General features: G+C 71.4%; 15 protein-coding genes. 7 read left to right on the forward strand and 8 right to left on the reverse strand.

Annotated elements, in window-relative coordinates:
- Positions 1–143: 143 nt before the first annotated feature.
- The 4 genes from ACFWVC_RS20500 to ACFWVC_RS20515 all read right to left on the reverse strand — a co-directional run bounded on the left by ACFWVC_RS20500 (position 144) and on the right by ACFWVC_RS20515 (position 4,582).
- Positions 144–1,238: a PP2C family protein-serine/threonine phosphatase gene (locus ACFWVC_RS20500; protein ID WP_384287602.1), complete on the reverse strand. Its 1,095-nt coding sequence runs from the start codon at positions 1,236–1,238 to the stop codon at positions 144–146.
- 126 nt (positions 1,239–1,364) lie between these two features.
- On the reverse strand, positions 1,365–2,384 hold the full coding sequence (locus ACFWVC_RS20505) for an acetamidase/formamidase family protein (protein ID WP_384287607.1): 1,020 nt from the start codon (positions 2,382–2,384) through the stop codon (positions 1,365–1,367).
- Complete coding sequence (locus tag ACFWVC_RS20510; protein WP_384287611.1) at positions 2,381–3,793, reverse strand: APC family permease; 1,413 nt, start codon at positions 3,791–3,793, stop codon at positions 2,381–2,383. Before ACFWVC_RS20510 ends, ACFWVC_RS20505 begins: the two co-directional genes overlap by 4 nt.
- Before the next feature lie 141 nt (positions 3,794–3,934).
- Complete coding sequence (locus ACFWVC_RS20515) at positions 3,935–4,582, reverse strand: TetR/AcrR family transcriptional regulator (RefSeq protein ID WP_384287615.1); 648 nt, start codon at positions 4,580–4,582, stop codon at positions 3,935–3,937.
- A 93-nt stretch (positions 4,583–4,675) separates the two neighbouring features.
- On the opposite strand from ACFWVC_RS20515, the gene ACFWVC_RS20520 reads away from it, so the two are divergent.
- From ACFWVC_RS20520 to ACFWVC_RS20540, 5 genes are all read left to right on the forward strand, one after another.
- Complete coding sequence (locus ACFWVC_RS20520; protein ID WP_384287618.1) at positions 4,676–5,179, forward strand: cupin domain-containing protein; 504 nt, start codon at positions 4,676–4,678, stop codon at positions 5,177–5,179.
- Positions 5,180–5,279: 100 nt separating this feature from the next.
- The gene (locus ACFWVC_RS20525) at positions 5,280–8,147 is read left to right on the forward strand and encodes a SpoIIE family protein phosphatase (RefSeq protein ID WP_384287620.1); all 2,868 of its coding nucleotides are present in this window, start codon (positions 5,280–5,282) and stop codon (positions 8,145–8,147) included.
- Between the two features lie 71 nt (positions 8,148–8,218).
- Complete coding sequence (nthB, locus tag ACFWVC_RS20530; protein ID WP_384287623.1) at positions 8,219–8,890, forward strand: nitrile hydratase subunit beta; 672 nt, start codon at positions 8,219–8,221, stop codon at positions 8,888–8,890.
- Complete coding sequence (gene nthA / locus ACFWVC_RS20535; RefSeq protein ID WP_384287625.1) at positions 8,887–9,483, forward strand: nitrile hydratase subunit alpha; 597 nt, start codon at positions 8,887–8,889, stop codon at positions 9,481–9,483. Before nthB ends, nthA begins: the two co-directional genes overlap by 4 nt.
- On the forward strand, positions 9,480–9,827 hold the full coding sequence (locus ACFWVC_RS20540) for a nitrile hydratase accessory protein (RefSeq protein ID WP_384287628.1): 348 nt from the start codon (positions 9,480–9,482) through the stop codon (positions 9,825–9,827). Before nthA ends, ACFWVC_RS20540 begins: the two co-directional genes overlap by 4 nt.
- A 53-nt stretch (positions 9,828–9,880) precedes the next feature.
- On the opposite strand, the gene ACFWVC_RS20545 is transcribed toward ACFWVC_RS20540, so the two are convergent.
- The 3 genes from ACFWVC_RS20545 to ACFWVC_RS20555 form a co-directional block, all read right to left on the reverse strand.
- Complete coding sequence (locus ACFWVC_RS20545) at positions 9,881–10,837, reverse strand: hypothetical protein (protein WP_384287631.1); 957 nt, start codon at positions 10,835–10,837, stop codon at positions 9,881–9,883.
- A gap of 172 nt (positions 10,838–11,009) precedes the next feature.
- The gene (locus ACFWVC_RS20550) at positions 11,010–13,808 is read right to left on the reverse strand and encodes an FtsX-like permease family protein (RefSeq protein ID WP_384287635.1); all 2,799 of its coding nucleotides are present in this window, start codon (positions 13,806–13,808) and stop codon (positions 11,010–11,012) included.
- A 5-nt stretch (positions 13,809–13,813) separates the two neighbouring features.
- A complete protein-coding gene (locus tag ACFWVC_RS20555) occupies positions 13,814–14,512 on the reverse strand; it encodes an ABC transporter ATP-binding protein (RefSeq protein ID WP_384287639.1) in 699 nt (232 codons plus the stop codon).
- A gap of 67 nt (positions 14,513–14,579) precedes the next feature.
- Here ACFWVC_RS20555 and ACFWVC_RS20560 point away from each other — a divergent pair, with 67 nt between their 5' ends.
- On the forward strand, positions 14,580–15,182 hold the full coding sequence (locus ACFWVC_RS20560; protein WP_384287642.1) for a PadR family transcriptional regulator: 603 nt from the start codon (positions 14,580–14,582) through the stop codon (positions 15,180–15,182).
- 49 nt (positions 15,183–15,231) lie between these two features.
- On the opposite strand, the gene ACFWVC_RS20565 is transcribed toward ACFWVC_RS20560, so the two are convergent.
- Entirely contained in the window at positions 15,232–15,639 is a 408-nt protein-coding gene (locus ACFWVC_RS20565) for a winged helix-turn-helix transcriptional regulator (protein WP_384287644.1), read from the reverse strand.
- A 122-nt stretch (positions 15,640–15,761) separates the two neighbouring features.
- Between ACFWVC_RS20565 and ACFWVC_RS20570 the strand changes: the two genes are divergently transcribed.
- Positions 15,762–16,415, forward strand: a complete 654-nt coding sequence (locus tag ACFWVC_RS20570; RefSeq protein ID WP_384287646.1) for an FMN-dependent NADH-azoreductase — start codon at positions 15,762–15,764, stop codon at positions 16,413–16,415.
- Positions 16,416–16,443: the final 28 nt, after the last annotated feature.

Genomic DNA, 16,443 nt, shown 5'->3' on the forward strand with positions numbered 1-16,443 from the left:
GAACTGCTGACTACCCGCCGGCGAGGACACCGTGCGCGCCACCACCCGACAGGGCCATCGACGTTCGCCCACCCGGAGGGCTGCCGCCCCGCGCCGGCCTGCCGGGCGTACGTGCCTGCCGGGCCGCCGCCGGACGGCGGCCGTCAGCCGTCGGAGGTGACGGCGAGCAGCGCCATGTCGTCGTTGCACGGTCCGCCGGTGTGCCGGTGCACATCGGTCACCAGCACGCCCAGCAGTTCGGCCGGCCCGCTGAAGCCGACTCCGGCCAGGCGGGTCACCGGGTCGTAGAGGCCGCCGCGGGTGTCGCGGGCCTCCGTGACGCCGTCCGTGCACAGCAGGAGCGTCGAGCCGGCCGGGAACGGCACTCTGTCGACGACCACGGGCCCCCTCTCCAATCCCACGCCCAAAGGCATCGCGTAGCGCGAGGGATCGGTGGGCCGCACCGCACCGGCCGTCAGGAGGAGGGGAGCGGGATGGCCCAGGTTGACCAGCAGCACTTCCCCCGCGCCCCGGGGGAACTCGGCCAGCACGGCGGTGGCGAACCACTCCAGCCCGTCCGAGCTCCCCCGTCGCCCGACCTCCCGGCACAGCGCACGGTGCATGCGCGCGGCCACCGCCTCAAGCGTCGCCTCCTCACCGGCGGCCATCCGGAACATCCCCAGCACCAGCGTCGCGGCCTCGACGGCGTCCAGTCCCTTGCCGCGGACGTCACCGACGACGCAGCGCAGTCCGCGCGGGCCGTCCTGCACCGCGTAGAGGTCTCCTCCGATCCCGGCGTCCTCCTCCGCCGCCTCGTAGCGAGCGGCGATCCGCAGAACGCCCGCGCGGGCGGGTGGTGCCGGCAGCACCGCCCGCTGCACGGTCGCGGAGATGGAACGGGCGGACCGCAGCCGCACCTCACGGGCGTACAGCACGCGGTTGATCGACACGGCCACCACCGCGACCACCGCCACCGACAGCACTTCGCTCATGCCGGCGACACTGGGCAGATAGCCGTAGCGAGCGACGATCGCCAGGTCGGCGAGGATCGCCGCCAGTCCCACCAGGATGGTCCCGTTGATCGACGTGACCAGTGCGGCGAGCATCGGGGCGACGGAGTAGAAGGCCGTGCCCGTGTACTGGACGGGGGTGAGGTAGTCCACCACGAGGCCGCTGACCAGGAGCACCAACGGGAGCAGACGGATGTACCAGGCCACGTCCTCGTGGCTGTCCGGGCCCCACGCGTCCGCCCTCCCCACGCGTCCTCCCAGGGTCCGTCCCGCGACTGTCACCCCAGATTCCCCGGCCGCCGCCCCGTCAGCCACCCCTGGCCCTCCCCGGGGTGAACCGCGGCGCCCTCGCGCGGGCGGGGGCCGTACGGGCGCTCAGCGCCGGCGGAGGTACTCCAGCCCCTTCTCGCGCAGGGCGCGGTGCAGGCCGTCATAGGCGGGCGCACCGCCCAGGACGGTCTTGGGGAGCTTGGCGACCACGGTGTAGTTGGTGTCCACCACGTTGCCGATCGGCGCCAGTCCGGCCTGGCTGACCAACTGGTACGCGTCGAGTCGGTGCAGGCCGGTGAGCGAGGCCGTCCAGCCGATCAGATCGTGCTGGCTGATCCGGTAGGCGTCCTCCAGCGGGCGCACCGAACCGGTCGACATCAGGAAGCGGTCGTCCTCCAGCCGCGGCCAGGCCGGGGCGCCGCCCTTGATCAGGTCGATCACGACCACGGTGTGCATCGCGGCCTCCACGGCGGTGCCGCAGACCTCGCCCTCCCCCTGCCGCGCGTGGCCGTCGCCGATCGACAGCTGCGCGCCGGGCACGTTGACGCCCAGGTAGAGGGTGGTGCCGGCGCGCATCTCGGGGGTGTCCATGTTCCCGCCGTGCGCGCCCGGCGTGATGCTCATGATGACCTCGCCGGCCGCCGGTGCGACCCCGACGGTGCCGTGCATCGGGTCCAGCGGCAGATCGACGGTGTGGTCGGAGAACCGGGCCTGGAAACGGCAGCTGTTGCGGTCGCGGTCGATGCCGTACCGCCAGACCACCTCCTCCAGCGGATCGTGCAGCATCGCCGTGGAGTGGGTCGTGGTCAGCGCGCCGAAGTGCGGGAAGGTGGTGGACACCGCCCAGTCGCGGGCGGGCGCGATGTCGGCGAAGTGCACGGCCAGGGTGTCGCCGGGCTCGGCCCCCTCGACGTGGATGGGCCCGGTGACGGGATTGAGGTACGGGAACTCGCACACCTCGCTCGGCAGGTCCTCCGTCCCGCGGACCCGGCCGCCGAAGCAGTCCTCGGTGAAGAGCTCCACGATGGTCCCCGGGCGAACCCGCAGCAGCGGCTCGCGGCCGCCGAAGGTGTAGGCGTACTGCTCGGGGGACGGGTGGAGCGTCACGACGTCGATGTCACTCATGCGTGTCCGGCCTCCTCGGCCGCGGAGTTCTCGTTGGGCAGTTCGGGACGGCGGCCCGCGACCAGCAGGCCGATGAGCAGGACCACGCCGATCGCCAGCCAGAGGAAGCCGAGCCGCTGCGCGGCGACCTTGGCGTTGATGACGACGTAGGTGAGGATCGCGAAGCCGATCAGCGGTGCGATCAGGTGGCGCCACCAGTCGCGGCTGCCGCTGCGGACGACGTAGTGGACGACGACGGAGACGTGCAGGACCAGGAAGGCCGTCATCGCACCGAAGTTGACCAGTGAGCCGAGCAGAGTGATGCCGTCCGAGCGGGAGTTCATGTACAGGCCCAGCCCCAGAGAGACCACCGCGACGAGGAAGGTGGCGTTGGCCGGGACCTTGCTGCGAGGGTCGATCCTGGCCAGGAAGCCGGGCAGTTGCCGGTCGCGGGCCATCGCGAACAGCAGCCGGGAGGTGGCCGCCTGGGCGACCAGGGAGTTGGCGAAGCCCCAGGCGATGGCGGTGGCCAGCGCGCTCAGCGTCCCCAGCCAGGCGCCGCCGGCGACGCGCGCGGCGTCGTAGAAGGCGGTCCCGTCCGGGTCGCCGTCGCTGATCAGCGTCTGCGGATGGGGCACCAGCATCGCCGCGAGCCATGTCTGCACGATGAACAGCACTCCGGCGAGGAGCAGCGCGGCGACCATCGAACGGCCGATGGCCTTGGCGGAGTCGCGGTTCTCCTCGGCCAGGGTGGAGATCCCGTCGAAGCCCAGGAAGCTGAGTACCGCGATCGACACCGCCCCGAAGACAAGGGACCAGGAGAAGGTGTGGGCGTCGTAGAAGGCGTGGAAGCTGAAGCCGTTGCCCTTGCCCTGGGCGACCGCGACGACGCCCACGACCAGGAAGATCGCGAGCACGGCCAGTTCCGCCAGGAGCATGATCTTGTTGATCCTGGCCGTCATCTCGATGCCGAAGTAGTTCACGACGGTGTTCAGCAGCACGAACCCGATCAGCCAGAGCCACACCGGCACCGAGGCGACCAGCGAGTTCATCGCGACGGCGGCGACCAGGTAGAGCAGCGCCGGCACCAGGATGTAGTCGAGCAGGATCATCCAGCCGGACAGGAAGCCGAACGGCGCGCCGATGCCCCGCCCCGCGTAGGAGTACACCGACCCGGCCATCGGGAAGGCCCGCGACATCTGCGCGTAGGAGTGCGCGGTGAACATCATCGCCAGCATGCCGACGGCGTAGGCGAGGGCGACCATGCCGCCCGCGCCCTGGAAGACCCCGCCGAAGATGCCGAACGGCGCGATCGGCACCATGAAGACCAGGCCGTAGACCACCAGGTCCCAGAACCCCAGCGATCTCGCCAACTGCTGGGTGTAGCCGTACGTCTCGAGTCTTTCCCCACGCGGTGCGCTGTCGCTCACGTCGCCTCCCCGGCGGCCGCGGTCCCGTGACTGGCGGGGGTGATCTTAGGGGGCTCGGCGGGCACAGGGGAACGCCTGTGACAGAGGGATTCCGGGCGCGGTGGTGAGGCCGGCGCTCCGCTTCTCCGCGCCACCGGCGGATCAGCCGGCCGGCCCCTCGGAGAGTACGGCGAACGACAGTTGCCCGGTGAGCCACTCCTCGGTGTCGTCCCAGGACCAGCCGCGGTCCGCCACGTACAGCCGCCAGGATCGGTGGCCGAGGAAGAACCACAGCACGTCGGTCGCGCGGTCGCCCGCCAGGGCCGGCCGCAGGGCGCCCAGGTGGTCCAGGCGTTCGGCCACGACGTGGAGGGCCTCACGGTAGGCCCGGTCGGCACGGGTGAGTGTCTCCCCGGCGGTGTCCTCCAGTGCGGCGGCCGTGACCAGCACCTGGACGAGGGCGAAATGCCGTTCGTTGTCCAGCCGGACCCCGTGGGTGACGGCGGCGACCACCTCCCGGGGATCGGAGCAGGCGTTCACCGTCGCGAGGGTCCGCTCGACGATCGGGTCGCCGATGCCCTCGCTGATGAGGTGGGCCAGGATCGAGGACTTTCCACCGGTGCTCGCGTACACCGTGGGAACGGCCGTCCCGGCCTCCCGCGCGATGTCGGCGACGGTGACCTTCCCGTAGCCCCGGTCGACGAAGAGGCGCAGCGCGGACTCGAGGACGGAGGCCCGCGTATCGGCCGCCGCCTGGGCGCGGCCGGGGGCGCGGTAGGGACGCCGCTGACCGGTCGGCTGGGTGTTCATGCCCCCATCTTCGGCCAAGGCTCTCGTGTTATTTTCGCTATAGGGACCCTATAGCGAATGTGAATCCCGACCGACCGTTTGGAGCCACGCACCATGAGCCTGTTCACTCCCACCCCGGGCGCTTCCGCACGCCGATACGTACTGGGGCAGGAACTGAGCGTCACCATCCTCACCTCGGGGGCCGAGACCGAGGGCCGCCACGACGTCACCGACTCCGTCATGGCGACCGGAGCGGCGACGCCGCTGCACATGCACACGCGGTACGAGGAGCGCCTGTGGGTGGTCTCGGGCTCGCTGACCGTGTGGGCCGGACCGGACACCCTGACCCTGCGCTCCGGGGACTTCTTCACCATCCCCCGGGACGTGCCGCACGCCATCAAGTCCGGCCCCGACGGGGCCCGTGCCCTCAACATCACCTCGCCGGCGGGCTTCGCCGAGCTCATCGCCCGGGCCGGCACCCCGTTCCACCTGGCGACTCCCGAGACGGAACTGGACGCGGAGCTCTTCATGGCCGTGACGGAGGAACTCGGGGACATCGTCCTCGGACCGCCCGGCACCACCCCCGCCGACCTGGAGCACCTTCCGCCCCGGCCCTGACGCGCGGCCGTGGGAGGCCGCGGGGGCCGCACCGCAGGTCAGGCGGGCGGTGACCCCATCCTCACCTGCCGGGATTCCTCCGGAAATGTACATTTACATGGTGAACGACCGATTGGCACTGCTCTCCGCCGTGGAAAAGGGCATTACGGAAGGCGAGGTGCTCCGGCTCGCGATCCAGCAGGCGGTGGCCGGGCTGGACGGGCTGGGCGGAACGGTCCACCTGTGCGGGCCCATGTCCGCGCTGCGCCTGGTCTCGACCGTCGGGCTGTCGCCGGCCCTCGTGCGGAACTGGGAGATCATCGATCAGGACAGCGCGGCCGTGCCGGCCCGCGTCCTGGACCGCGACGGGCTGTGGGCTCCGCACGGGGCCGCCGGAAGCGTGCAGCCGCCGGGGGCGAGGGGATGGCCCGGCACGGGTCTGGCGGCTGTGCCGCTGACGGACGGCGGGAGCCCGGTCGGATCGCTCACCGTCGTCACCGGCGCCGGGGGAGAGCCCACGCGGGAGCAGTGGGAGTTCCTTGAGGCGGTGGCCGCCTGGGCGCAGGAGCGCATGGGTCAGGCCCCGCCTCCCGCGCGCCACGAGGACCCCACGGGCAGCGGTCTGCGGCAGGCCCTCAAGGCCGTCGAAGTGGGCACGTGGGACTGGAACATCCGGACCGGCGAGCTGGCCTGGGACGATGCGGCCATGGCCGTCTACGGCACCGCCGCCGAGGACTTCGTGCCGCGGGTCGAGAGCTGGATGAAGGTCGTCCACCCCGACGATCTGCCGTGGACGCTCGCCGCCGCCGAGAAGGCCATCCGCGACCGGGGGGTGTTCGAGGCCGAGTACCGCGTACGGCGTCCCGACGGCGGTTACGCGTGGACCGAGACCCGCGCCAAGGTGGTGCTCGACGACACGGGCGAGCCCTACCGCATGATCGGCACGGCGTGGGAGAGCAATGAGTCCCGCTCGGCCCGTGCCGCGCTCAGCCGCGCCCTGCGGTACATGACCGACGGCTTCCTCTCCGTGGACGACGACTGGCACATCACGTTCGTCAATCTCAAAGCGGAGGACATGCTGGGCTCCCCCGAGGAGGAGCTCTTCGACCGCGTGCTGTGGACGCTGCCGTCGTTGCGGCAGATACCGGGCCTTGAGGCCCAGTGCCGTGAGGCCGCCGCCAAGGCGGTGCCCACGAGCTTCGACGTGGCGATCCCGGACACGGGGTCCTGCTTCCACCTGCGGCTCGTCCCGGTGCCCGACGGCGTCACCCTCTACTTCACCGACGTCACCGACCACCGGCGGCACGAAGCCGAGCGGATCGCCTCCGAAGAGGCCTCCGCCGAGCGCTCGGCCCGCATCGGCGAGCTCACCGCGGCCCTCGCCGCGGCGACCACGTCACGGGACGTGGTGGACGCGGTGGCCCAGCGGGTGCTGCCGCCGTTCGGCGCCTCCGGTCTGCTGGTCCAGGCGATCGAGGGCGACCGCGTCTACACCGTGGGCTCCGTCGGCTATCCGCAGGCCTTCCTGGACCACATAGAAGGCCGCCCACGGGCCGAGCAGGACCCGGGATGGCAGTCCCTCGCCACCAACGAACCGCTGTTCATCTCCTCGGTCGAGGAGTACGCGGAGCGGTACCCCGCCATGGCCGACCGTCCACGCCTGATCGGGAAGCAGTCGTGGGCCTTCCTGCCGCTGATCGCCTCCGGGCAGACCTTCGGGATCTGCGTGCTCGCCTTCGACGGGCCGCGCCGCCTCACCGACGAGGAACGCACGCTGCTCGGCGCCATCAGTGCCCTCGTGGCCCACGCCCTGGAACGCGCGCGGCTGTACGAGGCCGAGCACACCCGGTCCCGGGAGCTGCAGAGCGCCCTGCTCCCCCAGCGGCTGCCCGCCCTGCCGTCGTGCTCGCTCGCCGCCCGCTACCTGCCGACGGAACAGGGCGTGGATGTCGGGGGCGACTGGTACGACGTCATTCCGCTCTCCGCCGGCCGGGTCGCGCTGGTGATCGGCGACGTGATGGGCCACGGCCTGTCCGAGGCCGTGGCCATGGGCCGGCTGCGCACGGCCGTCCACACGCTCGCCGGCCTCGAACTGCCCCCCGACGAGATCATGAACCACCTCAACGACATCGTCAGCGGGCTCGGGGAGGACTCCTACGCCACGTGCCTGTACCTGCTCTACGACTCCACCACCGGGACCTGCAGCGTCACCCGCGCCGGGCATCCACCGCCGGCCGTCGTCCACCCCGACGGCACCGTCCAGTTCCCCAAGGCGGCTTCGAACCCTCCTCTGGGAGCGGCGGAGGCGCCGTTCGAGAGCGTCGAGCTGGAGATACCGCAGGAAAGTCTCCTGGTGCTGTTCACCGACGGTCTGGTCGAGTCGTCCGAGCGGGAGATCGACCAGGGACTGTCCGACCTCGCCCACCTGCTGCGCAGCTCGGACGGTGACGACCTGGACCGGCTCTGCGACACCGTCATCACCAACCTGCTCCCCGCCGGACGGACCACCACCGACGACATCGCCCTCCTCATCGCCCGCGTTCACGCCCTCCCGTCGGACCGGATGGCCTCCTGGCCGCTCCCCCAGGACCCGCAGGCGGCCGCGCTCGCACGCGGACTCGTCCGGGAGCAGCTGTCGGACTGGGGGCTGGACGAGCTGACGGCGACGACGGAACTGCTGGCCAGCGAGCTGATCGGCAACGTCGTCCGGCACGCGAAGGGCCCGATGAGGCTGCGGCTGCTGCAGGACACCGAGCTGATCTGCGAGGTCGCCGACGGCAGCCTGACCATGCCCCGCATCCGGCACCCGTCCGAGATGGACGAGGGCGGCCGGGGGCTGCAGCTCGTCGCCTCGCTCTCCCAGCGATGGGGCACCCGCTACACCCCGGACGGCAAGTGCATCTGGACGGCACAGCAGATGCCGGGCGCCGGCACCCCCGCGTCGCCCCTCGAGGCGTTCGACATGGACGCGGTGCCGCCCCTCGCCTGAGCATCCGGGACGCCACAGAATAGACTTTGTACGCGTATGTCTGTTACTGCAGAGGTGCGAGAGGTGGTGCCATGCAAGGGATCGCCGACATGGGCGGCACCGACGGCTGGGGCCGCGCCCACCCGCCACGCGGCGACGAAAGGGTCTTCGCGGAACCCTGGCAGGCCCGCGCGTTCGCGCTGACGATCCTCTCCGGCCGCGTCGCATGGGGCGACACCAACACGGACGCCTTCCGGCACGCGCTCGAGCGCCTTGACCGGGCGGCCTACCTGGACGAGGGCTACTACGGGCGCTGGCTCAACGGCGCGGAGCTGATGCTCACCGAGACCGCCTTCCTCGCACCGGGCGCGATCGACGCCCGTGCCCGCAATCTGCTCGGCGAGCACGTGGCGGAGCCGCCGATCCCGGAACCCGCCCGGCCCCATTACGCGCCGACCGCCGAGGGGTCACTGCGCACCGTGGAGGCCGCACCGGCCTTCGCCGTCGGCGAGCACGTCCGTGCCAAGGACATGTCGCCGCCCGGTCACACAAGGCTGCCGGGCTACATGCGGGGGCACGCGGGCATCGTCGAGGCGGTCCAGCCCGCCGCCGTGCTGCCGGACACCAATGCCCACTTCAAGGGTGAGAATCCGCAGCACGTCTACTCGGTGCGCTTCGACTCCCGGGAGTTGTGGGGCGCCGAGTCCGAACCCTTCGCGGTCACCGCCGAGTTGTACGAGAGCTACTTGGAGACACCTTCATGACCACCGGCGGACCGGGCGGGCGCCCACCCGTGGCGCTGCGCGCCGAGGCCCTGGAGCAACTGCTCACCGAGCGGGGCCTGATCGACCCGAAGGAGATGGACGGACTCATCACCGAGTACGAGACCAGCATCGGCCCGCTGAACGGCGCCAAGGTCGTCGCCAGGGCGTGGACCGACCCGGAGTACCGGGCCCGGCTCCTGGAGGACGGCACCGCCGCGATCGCGGAGTTGGGCTTCTCGGGCCGGCAGGGTGAACACATCGTCGTGGTCGAGAACACCCCGACCGTCCACAACGTGGTGGTCTGCACGCTGTGTTCGTGCTACCCCTGGCCGGTGCTGGGTCTTCCGCCGAGCTGGTACAAGGACCCGGCCTACAGGGCGCGCGTGGTCAAGGAGCCGCGCACGGTGCTGTCCGAGATGGGCCTCGACCTCGACGACGACGTACGGATCACGGTGCGCGACTCCACCAGCGAGGTGCGCTGGCTGGTACTGCCGGAACGCCCCGCCGGCACGGAGCAGTTGTCCGAGGAGCAGCTCGTCCCGCTGGTCACCCGGGACGCGATGGTCGGTGTGGCCAAGGTGAGGACGCCATGACGGCCCCGCTGGACACCGAGGGCCCGGCGGCGCCGCCGCGCTCCAACGGGGAGCTGGTGTTCGCCGAGCCGTGGGAGAGCCGCGCCTTCGGTATGGCCGTCGCCCTCCACGAGGCGGGCGCCTTCAGCTGGCCGCGGTTCCAGGCGGCGTTGATCACCCGGATCGCGGTCTGGGAGGCCGAGCACGACCACGACGACGCACCGTGGAACTACTACCAGCACTGGCTGGGCGCCCTGGAGGACGTGCTCGCCGGCCAGGGCACGGTGTCTCCCGACGAGGTCACCGCCCGCGCACGGGCCCTGGACCGACGCCCACCGGGCCACGACCACCCGCACCCGCACTGAGCCCCGCCTCCGGGCCGGCGGTCACGCCGTCGGCCCGGAGAGGTGACACCCTGTCAGGAACGGTACGTGTTGCGGGTGTAGGTCAGGCTCAAGGGTGCCGTGTTGCCGAAGTACACCGAGATCAGGTAGGCCGGGTCCGGCGCGATGGAACCGCGCTGGAGGTCGCTGCCGTCATTGGTGTCGTCCCAGCCCCAGGGCGTGTGCGCCGCGTTGTCCTTGCCGTTGTCACCGGCGAACGTCCCCCACGAGGCGTACGGCGGGTTGGTGTTGCGGCGCTCCCACAGGCCGCCCGCGCCGAAGATGTCGACGAGCTGGTAGGACGCGGCCCGGTCGTTGCCGCTCTTGGGCACCGTGCCCCCCGTGCGGCTGGGGCGGTAGACGATGCCGTCGCCGCCCGCGAAGTCGCCGCCGTCCCAGTTGTACATGCCGTGGCCCCTGGCCTCCTGGAAGACCAGCGGGTGCTGCGCGCCGTCGTGGGCCTGCGTGAAGAGGGTGCCGTCGACCGTCTCGCGGTTGCCGGTGAAGGGGCTGCCGGCCGGGACGTAGGAGTAGTAGTTGTCGTGCGCCTGGGTGACGGCGGCCTGGAGGGTGCCGTAGGTGCTGCCGTCCTTGCGGACCACCTCCAGCACGCCCTCCATGTCGTTCTCGTGGCCCGTCACATTGAGCGGGTAGTCCTTCCAGTCGCGGGGGTGGAAGAACGCGTACGTGATGAACCAGTGAGTGGAGGTCTCCACGACCGAGTAGTACGCGGTGCCGGTCAGGCGCTGGGTGTTGGCGTCGAGGTCGTCCCAGTTGTTGCGGGTGTTCCAGTCGCCGTCGTAGTCGACGGGCGAGAGGTAGTCGGCGGTGTAGTACACCGACGACGTGTCCTGGTAGTGGATGGGCGCCCAGCGGTAGGCAAGGTCCGCGTCGGCCGGCGTGGCCGCCTGGGCCGGGCCGGCGATCACGAGGGGGGCGACGGAGAGGAAGAGGGTCAGCGCAGCGGCGCCGACGGCTCGCCAAGGCTTCATGGGGGGCTCCGAGTCAGGAGGAGGGACGCGCAACGAGGCGGCGGTTACTCTCCTGGCGCCCAATGACGCTTTGTACGTGGCCTGTTGACCCGCGCGTTAACGTCCGTGGGACGGTTGGGCGACGGCGCGCCCCCGATAAGGGACGCGCCGTCGGATGTCGCGACACGACCGGTCAGTCCGCCGCCAGCAGGTGGGCCGGGGCGATGCGGGAGTGGGCGCGGATGGGGAAGGCCAGCGCGGCGCAGACGAGGGCGACGGCGGCCAGGGTGGCGAGCAGAGCGGCGCCGCCCACCGTGAGCAGGTGTCCTTCCAGCACGCCGCGGCCGATCGCCAGGACCGCGGCGAGTCCCGCGACGGCTCCGGTGAGGCCGCCCAGGAGGGCGAGCAGGATGCCCTCGTGCACGGTGAGCCGGGCGAGTTCGCGGGTCGTCCATCCGGTGGCGCGCAGGACGGCCAGGTCGGAGGCGCGCTCGCGCTGGGACAGGACCAGTACGTCCACGGCTCCGGCCGCGCCGAGCAGCAGGGACAACGCGACGCTGAGGTAGTCGGCGGTACGCGCCTGGGCGACGACCGCGTTGCCCAGCAGGGAGCCGGCGACCTCGCCGCGGAAGGCCAGGGTCAGGGCGAGCAGCACGGTGAAGGCCGCCACTCCGAGGGCGAGTCCGGCCGCGCCCAGCAGGGTCCGGCCGGGTACCCGCGCAAGGTTTCTTGCCGCGAGACCGAGGACCGAGCGGACGGGCGCGGCCCGGCCGCCGGCCGTCACCGGGGGCCTGATGGCGTCCAGCGGTCGCAGCCGGGTCGCCCGCCATGCGGGGAGCACGCCGGCCGTGACCGCGAGCAGCAGGGCGACGGGGAGCACGAGAGCCGCCTTGGCCCCCGCGTCGTCCAGCCCGAGCAGGGAGCCCAGGAGGTAGGCGAGCAGGGAGCCGGCCGCGCCCGCGCCGAGGCCGATGACCACCAGTTCGCCGAGGACCAGCCGGAGGATGTCCGGCGACGTCCACCCCACGCAGCGCAGGGTGCCGATCTCGGTGCGGCGCGATCGCACCGAGGCGAGCGCGGCCTGCGCGAGGAAGAGTCCGCACACCACCAGCACGAGCACGAAGAGCACCGCGCTCTTGGCGTCGACGGCCTTGAGGATGTGCAGGGCCACGCCCTTGGCGGTCCAGTACTCGCGGACCTTGGCGCCCGGCAGCGCGATGGTCTGCGGCGCGGGAGAGCTGCCGATGGTGATGTCCACCTGCAGCCCGGGGTAGGCGGCGCGGATCCGTCCGGCCACCGCGTTGACGCGGGCCTGCGAGGCGGGGTCCACGCCGGTGACACCGGCCACCCGGATGCGGACGGCACTGACGGGTGCCTTGTCCTGCACGCTCGGCAGGCGGCGGCTCCTGGTGAGCACGGAGATCGAGTCGATGGTGGTGAGCATGGTGGGCGGGGCGGTGAGGTAGCCGCCGAGGTTGCGGTCCGGGGCGAGCGGCCGGTCGTGCAGGGCGGCCCGTCCGGCCTCGTCGGCGCCGGTGACCTGCGGGGAACGGTAGGTCTCCAGCGGTACCTGCGACAGCGAGGAGAAGCCGGGCAGTCTGGTGGCGTCGTAGCGCCCGACGGGGGTCAGATAGGGGATCGGGGTCCGTCCGTAGTCCTGCTGGTCGCAGGTCACCACGCCCCAGCAGAAGGTGCCCGGGTGGCTGGTGACCTCGCGGAACTGGGTGCCGGTGTTCTCCTCCGGGACGAGATCGATGAACTGCTGGTTCTCGTTGGTCCGCCAGACCTCGGGCGACTGGTCGGCCCGGGCCCGCGGGGTCAGGCCGTCCGCCGTGCGGCGGTAGTCGACCGGGCCGATCGTCCAGTAGCTGTCCGCCATGGGCGGGAACAGGAACTTCCTCGGGTACCCCTTCTCGATCTCGGCGGTGACGTGTCCCACGGGCGTTCCGTGCAGGCCGTTGACGAAGTCGTGGGCGGCGGTACTGCCGAGCTTCGCGGCCAGGGCCGCCGGATCCCCGACCCGCAGCCGCTCGACGCGCGCGTCGAGGGTGCCGGCGGTCAGCGTCCGGTCGTTGAGCACGACCGGGACCTTCCAATAGGGCTTGTCCGACCAGTTCTCCTTCCTGTTCCAGACGGGTTTGTCCCGGTCGGTGAGCATACGGCCGTAGGTGACGGCCTGGCCCAGGCCGACCAACCGGTCCTCGGCGGTGGGATCCACCGCCGAAAGGAGCACCGGATAGGACACCGGGAACTCGGCCGTCGCCTTGTCGTGGCCCGTCTGACAGGTCAGGCGCGCGTTCATGTCGCGATCGAACGGCGACTCCTCGCGGCGGTCCTCCCGGATGAAGTTGGGTTCCAGCGGCTCGTAACTTCCGTCGTCGGCACGCTGGATGTGCATGTCGGTCTTGTTGTCGTTGTAGAACCAGCAGACCGAGTACGTCCCGTGCCCCGTGGTCTCCTGGAGCAGGTCGCCGGGGGACCAGTCATGGGGAAGCCGCTTGGGCACCTTGATGGGGTTGCGGCTGAGGTAGACGTACTGGTCGGCGGCCCGGTAGCGGTTCAGTCCGGCGGTCAGGACCGGCCGGATCCGCAGCATCTGGGCGGGCGCCTTGGTGTCGAGGAAGTCGGAGACGTCGATCTTCATGGTGCCCTGCACCATCAGGTAGCCGAGGTTGGCGACCGGTGCGGCGACCTCCACCCCGGGCATGCCCTTGATCGCGTCGTACTGGTCCAGGGTGATGCCGCCGAAGATCCCGGACAGGAAGTTGGCCTCGACCAGGCCGTCGGCCCGCTCGATCGCGGTCTGGCTGCCATGGGGGCGGACGAGGACGTCGTACGCGGAGCGGGCGTTCTTCCGGACGGTCTCGGTGGTCCGGGCCTGACTGGTCGTCACCGTCGAGGTGAGGAGGGTGAAGCTGGTGGCGGCGACGAGGATGCCGGCCGCCAGTGCCAGCGCGCGGCCCCGGTGCCGCCGCAGCTGGGACATGATCATGGCTATCACGGACGCAGGCCCCCGAGCCGGTCGAGTACGTCGGCCGCCGGCGCCACCTTCTCGTCGGAGGTGATCCGGCCGTCCTGGAGCCGCACGATCCGGTCGCAGTTCGCGGCGACCTCGGAGTCGTGGGTGGCGATCAGCATCGTCGTGCCGTACTGCTCGCTGAGCGAGAGCAGCAGGTCGATGATCTCGCGGCCGGTGGTGCTGTCGAGGTTGCCGGTCGGCTCGTCGGCGAGCAGCAGTCCCGGACGGTTGATCAACGCCCGGGCGACCGCGACCCGTTGCTGCTGGCCGCCGGACAGCTCCGACGGCAGCGCACGGGCGCGTTGCGCCAGGCCGACGGCGTCCAGGAGTTCCATGGCGCGGGCCCGCCGGTCGAAGTCCACCCGGCGCGGCAGCACCGGCACGAGGACGTTGTCCAGCGCCGTCAGCGCCGGCAGCAGGTGGAAGCGCTGGAAGACGAACCCGATCCGGCGGCGGTGGGCGTCCAGCCGGGCGGACGTGAGCTCCTGCCCGTCGATCTCCACCGTGCCGGAGTCCGGGCGGTCCATGCCGCCGATCAGATGCAGCACGGTGGACTTGCCCGCTCCGGACGGACCGGTGAGCGCGACGGACACACCGTCGTCGATCACCAGGTCGACCGAGTCCAGCGCGGTGATTCCCGGATACCGCCGGGTCACGTCCCGCAAGGTCACGCCCATGAACCCCTCCCCCTCCTGCATTGCCGCAATGCAGCGGTACATTGTCACAATACACAGGGGGTGTGAAATGCCACTGCACCACGCGGTGCTCGCGTTGCTGTCCGAAGGGCCGAGCCACGGCTACGAGTTGAAGGGCCGCTTCGAGGAGGCCATCGGGCCGCAGTGGGGCGGTCTCAACATCGGCCACCTGTACCAGATCCTGGACCGCCTGGTGCGCGACGGCTATGTCACCAGGTCCCAAGTGACCCAGTCGGACCGCCCCGACAAGACGCGGTACGACCTCACCCCCGCCGGACAGGACGAGTTGAGCTCCTGGGCGACGACCGCGTGGATGCGCACCGGCGGATTCCGCGACGAGTTGTTCCTCAAGCTCTTCGGTGCGGCCTCCCTGGGATCCGGCACCCTGGACGCTCTCGTCACGGCCCAGCGTCAGACGTATCTCTCCGAACTCGCGGGCCTGTCACGGTTGCGGCGCGGCCACGCGGACGATCCCCTGGTGGCCCTGCTCATCGACGCGGCCATCGCCCACACCAAGGCCGACCTGGAACTCGTCGACAGCGCCGCGCAGCGGCTGGCACCCCTCACCCGGCGCGGCGCCCACGCCACGGCGCAGGACCAGCCGGAGCACCGGCGGGAGGACCCACCGGCTCGCCGCGAGCTGGGGGCATGACACGGCCCCGACCGGGGCCTCCACCCACCCGCGACCACCCGCCCGGTCGTCAGCCGGCGCCGTCCGCGGACGCGCCGCGGCGCCGCACCGGCGCCTGGTCCACCCGGCCGAGGCGCCGGGCGCTCCACATGGCCAGGGGTTGCAGGGCCTCCACAAGCGTCCGGCCGTCGGCGGCGAGACTGTAGCGGATCTGCACGGGGGTGGTCGGCACCACCGTCCGCTCGATGAGACCCTCGGCCTCCAACTCCTTCAGGCGCTGCGCGAGCAGGCGGTCGGAGATCCCGCTGACCATGGCCCGGTACTCGCCGAAGCGCCGGGCCCCGTGCGACGCGGCCTCCAGGATCCCGCCCGTCCAACGACGCCCGACAAGCTCCAGGGCGCCCTGCAGGTTCGGGCAGCTGCTGTCGTCGATGCCGCGGGTCTCGCGCTGCCGCGGTGACGGGGTAGTCGCATCCACTTACCCAAGATTAGCACCTAATACTTTCTTTGTTCCGGCGTGGGTTCCTGACAGACCGTGGACGCTCGCTTCGCCGACGGCGGCGGAGCCTCAGAACCGTCCCTCGACCCCCGGAAGACACCATGGCAACCCTGCTCCACCTCGACTCCTCCCTCCACCCCGGCTCGGACTCCGCCTCCCGCACCGTGGCCCGGACCTTCCGCGACGCCTGGCGGGACCAGCATCCCGACGGCACCGTGGTCTACCGCGACCTCGCCGCGGACCCGCTGCCCCATCTCGACGTGCACGCGTTCTCCGCGGCCCTGGTCGACGCCGGCTCCCGCACACCCGACCAGGCGGCGGCCTTCGCCGGGCGCCTGGAGCTGATCGAGGAACTGGAGCGCGCCGACGCCGTCCTCATCGGCGCCCCGATGTACAACTTCACGATCCCCTCGACGCTCAAGAGCTGGATCGACCACGTGCTCGTGGTCGGCCGCACGACGGGGGACGCCTCCACCGTCAAGGACCTCCCCGTCACCGTCGTCGCCAGCCGCGGCGGCTCCTACGCACCGGGCACTCCCCGGGCGTCGTCGGAGTACGTGCAGAACTACCTGCGGGCGATCCTCGGCGAGTACATGGGCCTGGACGTCGACTTCATCGTCCCCGAGCTGACCGCGGCGTCGTCCAACCCGGCCATGAGCGCGCTCGTCCCCCTGGCCGAGGCCTCCTGGACCAGGGCCCTGGAGGACGCCACCGCCAAGGGCAAGGACATCGCACTGCGCGTCGCCGCGGCCTGATCCGAAAGGCCGTGCCCGGCGCCGCCAC

Origin of the sequence: Streptomyces sp. NPDC058691 (genome assembly GCF_042714775.1) — a bacterium.
Taxonomy (GTDB): Bacteria; Actinomycetota; Actinomycetes; order Streptomycetales; family Streptomycetaceae; genus Actinacidiphila.

Excerpts from the sequence above, each read along its gene's own strand:
- nthA (WP_384287625.1), top strand. The coding sequence starts at position 8,887 with ATGACCACCGGCGGACCGGGCGGGCGCCCACCCGTGGCGCTGCGCGCC.
- ACFWVC_RS20545 (WP_384287631.1), bottom strand. The coding sequence starts at position 10,837 with ATGAAGCCTTGGCGAGCCGTCGGCGCCGCTGCGCTGACCCTCTTCCTC.
- ACFWVC_RS20520 (WP_384287618.1), top strand. The coding sequence starts at position 4,676 with ATGAGCCTGTTCACTCCCACCCCGGGCGCTTCCGCACGCCGATACGTA.
- ACFWVC_RS20560 (WP_384287642.1), top strand. The coding sequence starts at position 14,580 with ATGCCACTGCACCACGCGGTGCTCGCGTTGCTGTCCGAAGGGCCGAGC.
- nthB (WP_384287623.1), top strand. The coding sequence starts at position 8,219 with ATGCAAGGGATCGCCGACATGGGCGGCACCGACGGCTGGGGCCGCGCC.
- ACFWVC_RS20515 (WP_384287615.1), bottom strand. The coding sequence starts at position 4,582 with ATGAACACCCAGCCGACCGGTCAGCGGCGTCCCTACCGCGCCCCCGGC.
- ACFWVC_RS20570 (WP_384287646.1), top strand. The coding sequence starts at position 15,762 with ATGGCAACCCTGCTCCACCTCGACTCCTCCCTCCACCCCGGCTCGGAC.
- ACFWVC_RS20555 (WP_384287639.1), bottom strand. The coding sequence starts at position 14,512 with ATGGGCGTGACCTTGCGGGACGTGACCCGGCGGTATCCGGGAATCACC.
- ACFWVC_RS20550 (WP_384287635.1), bottom strand. The coding sequence starts at position 13,808 with ATGATCATGTCCCAGCTGCGGCGGCACCGGGGCCGCGCGCTGGCACTG.
- ACFWVC_RS20540 (WP_384287628.1), top strand. The coding sequence starts at position 9,480 with ATGACGGCCCCGCTGGACACCGAGGGCCCGGCGGCGCCGCCGCGCTCC.
- ACFWVC_RS20505 (WP_384287607.1), bottom strand. The coding sequence starts at position 2,384 with ATGAGTGACATCGACGTCGTGACGCTCCACCCGTCCCCCGAGCAGTAC.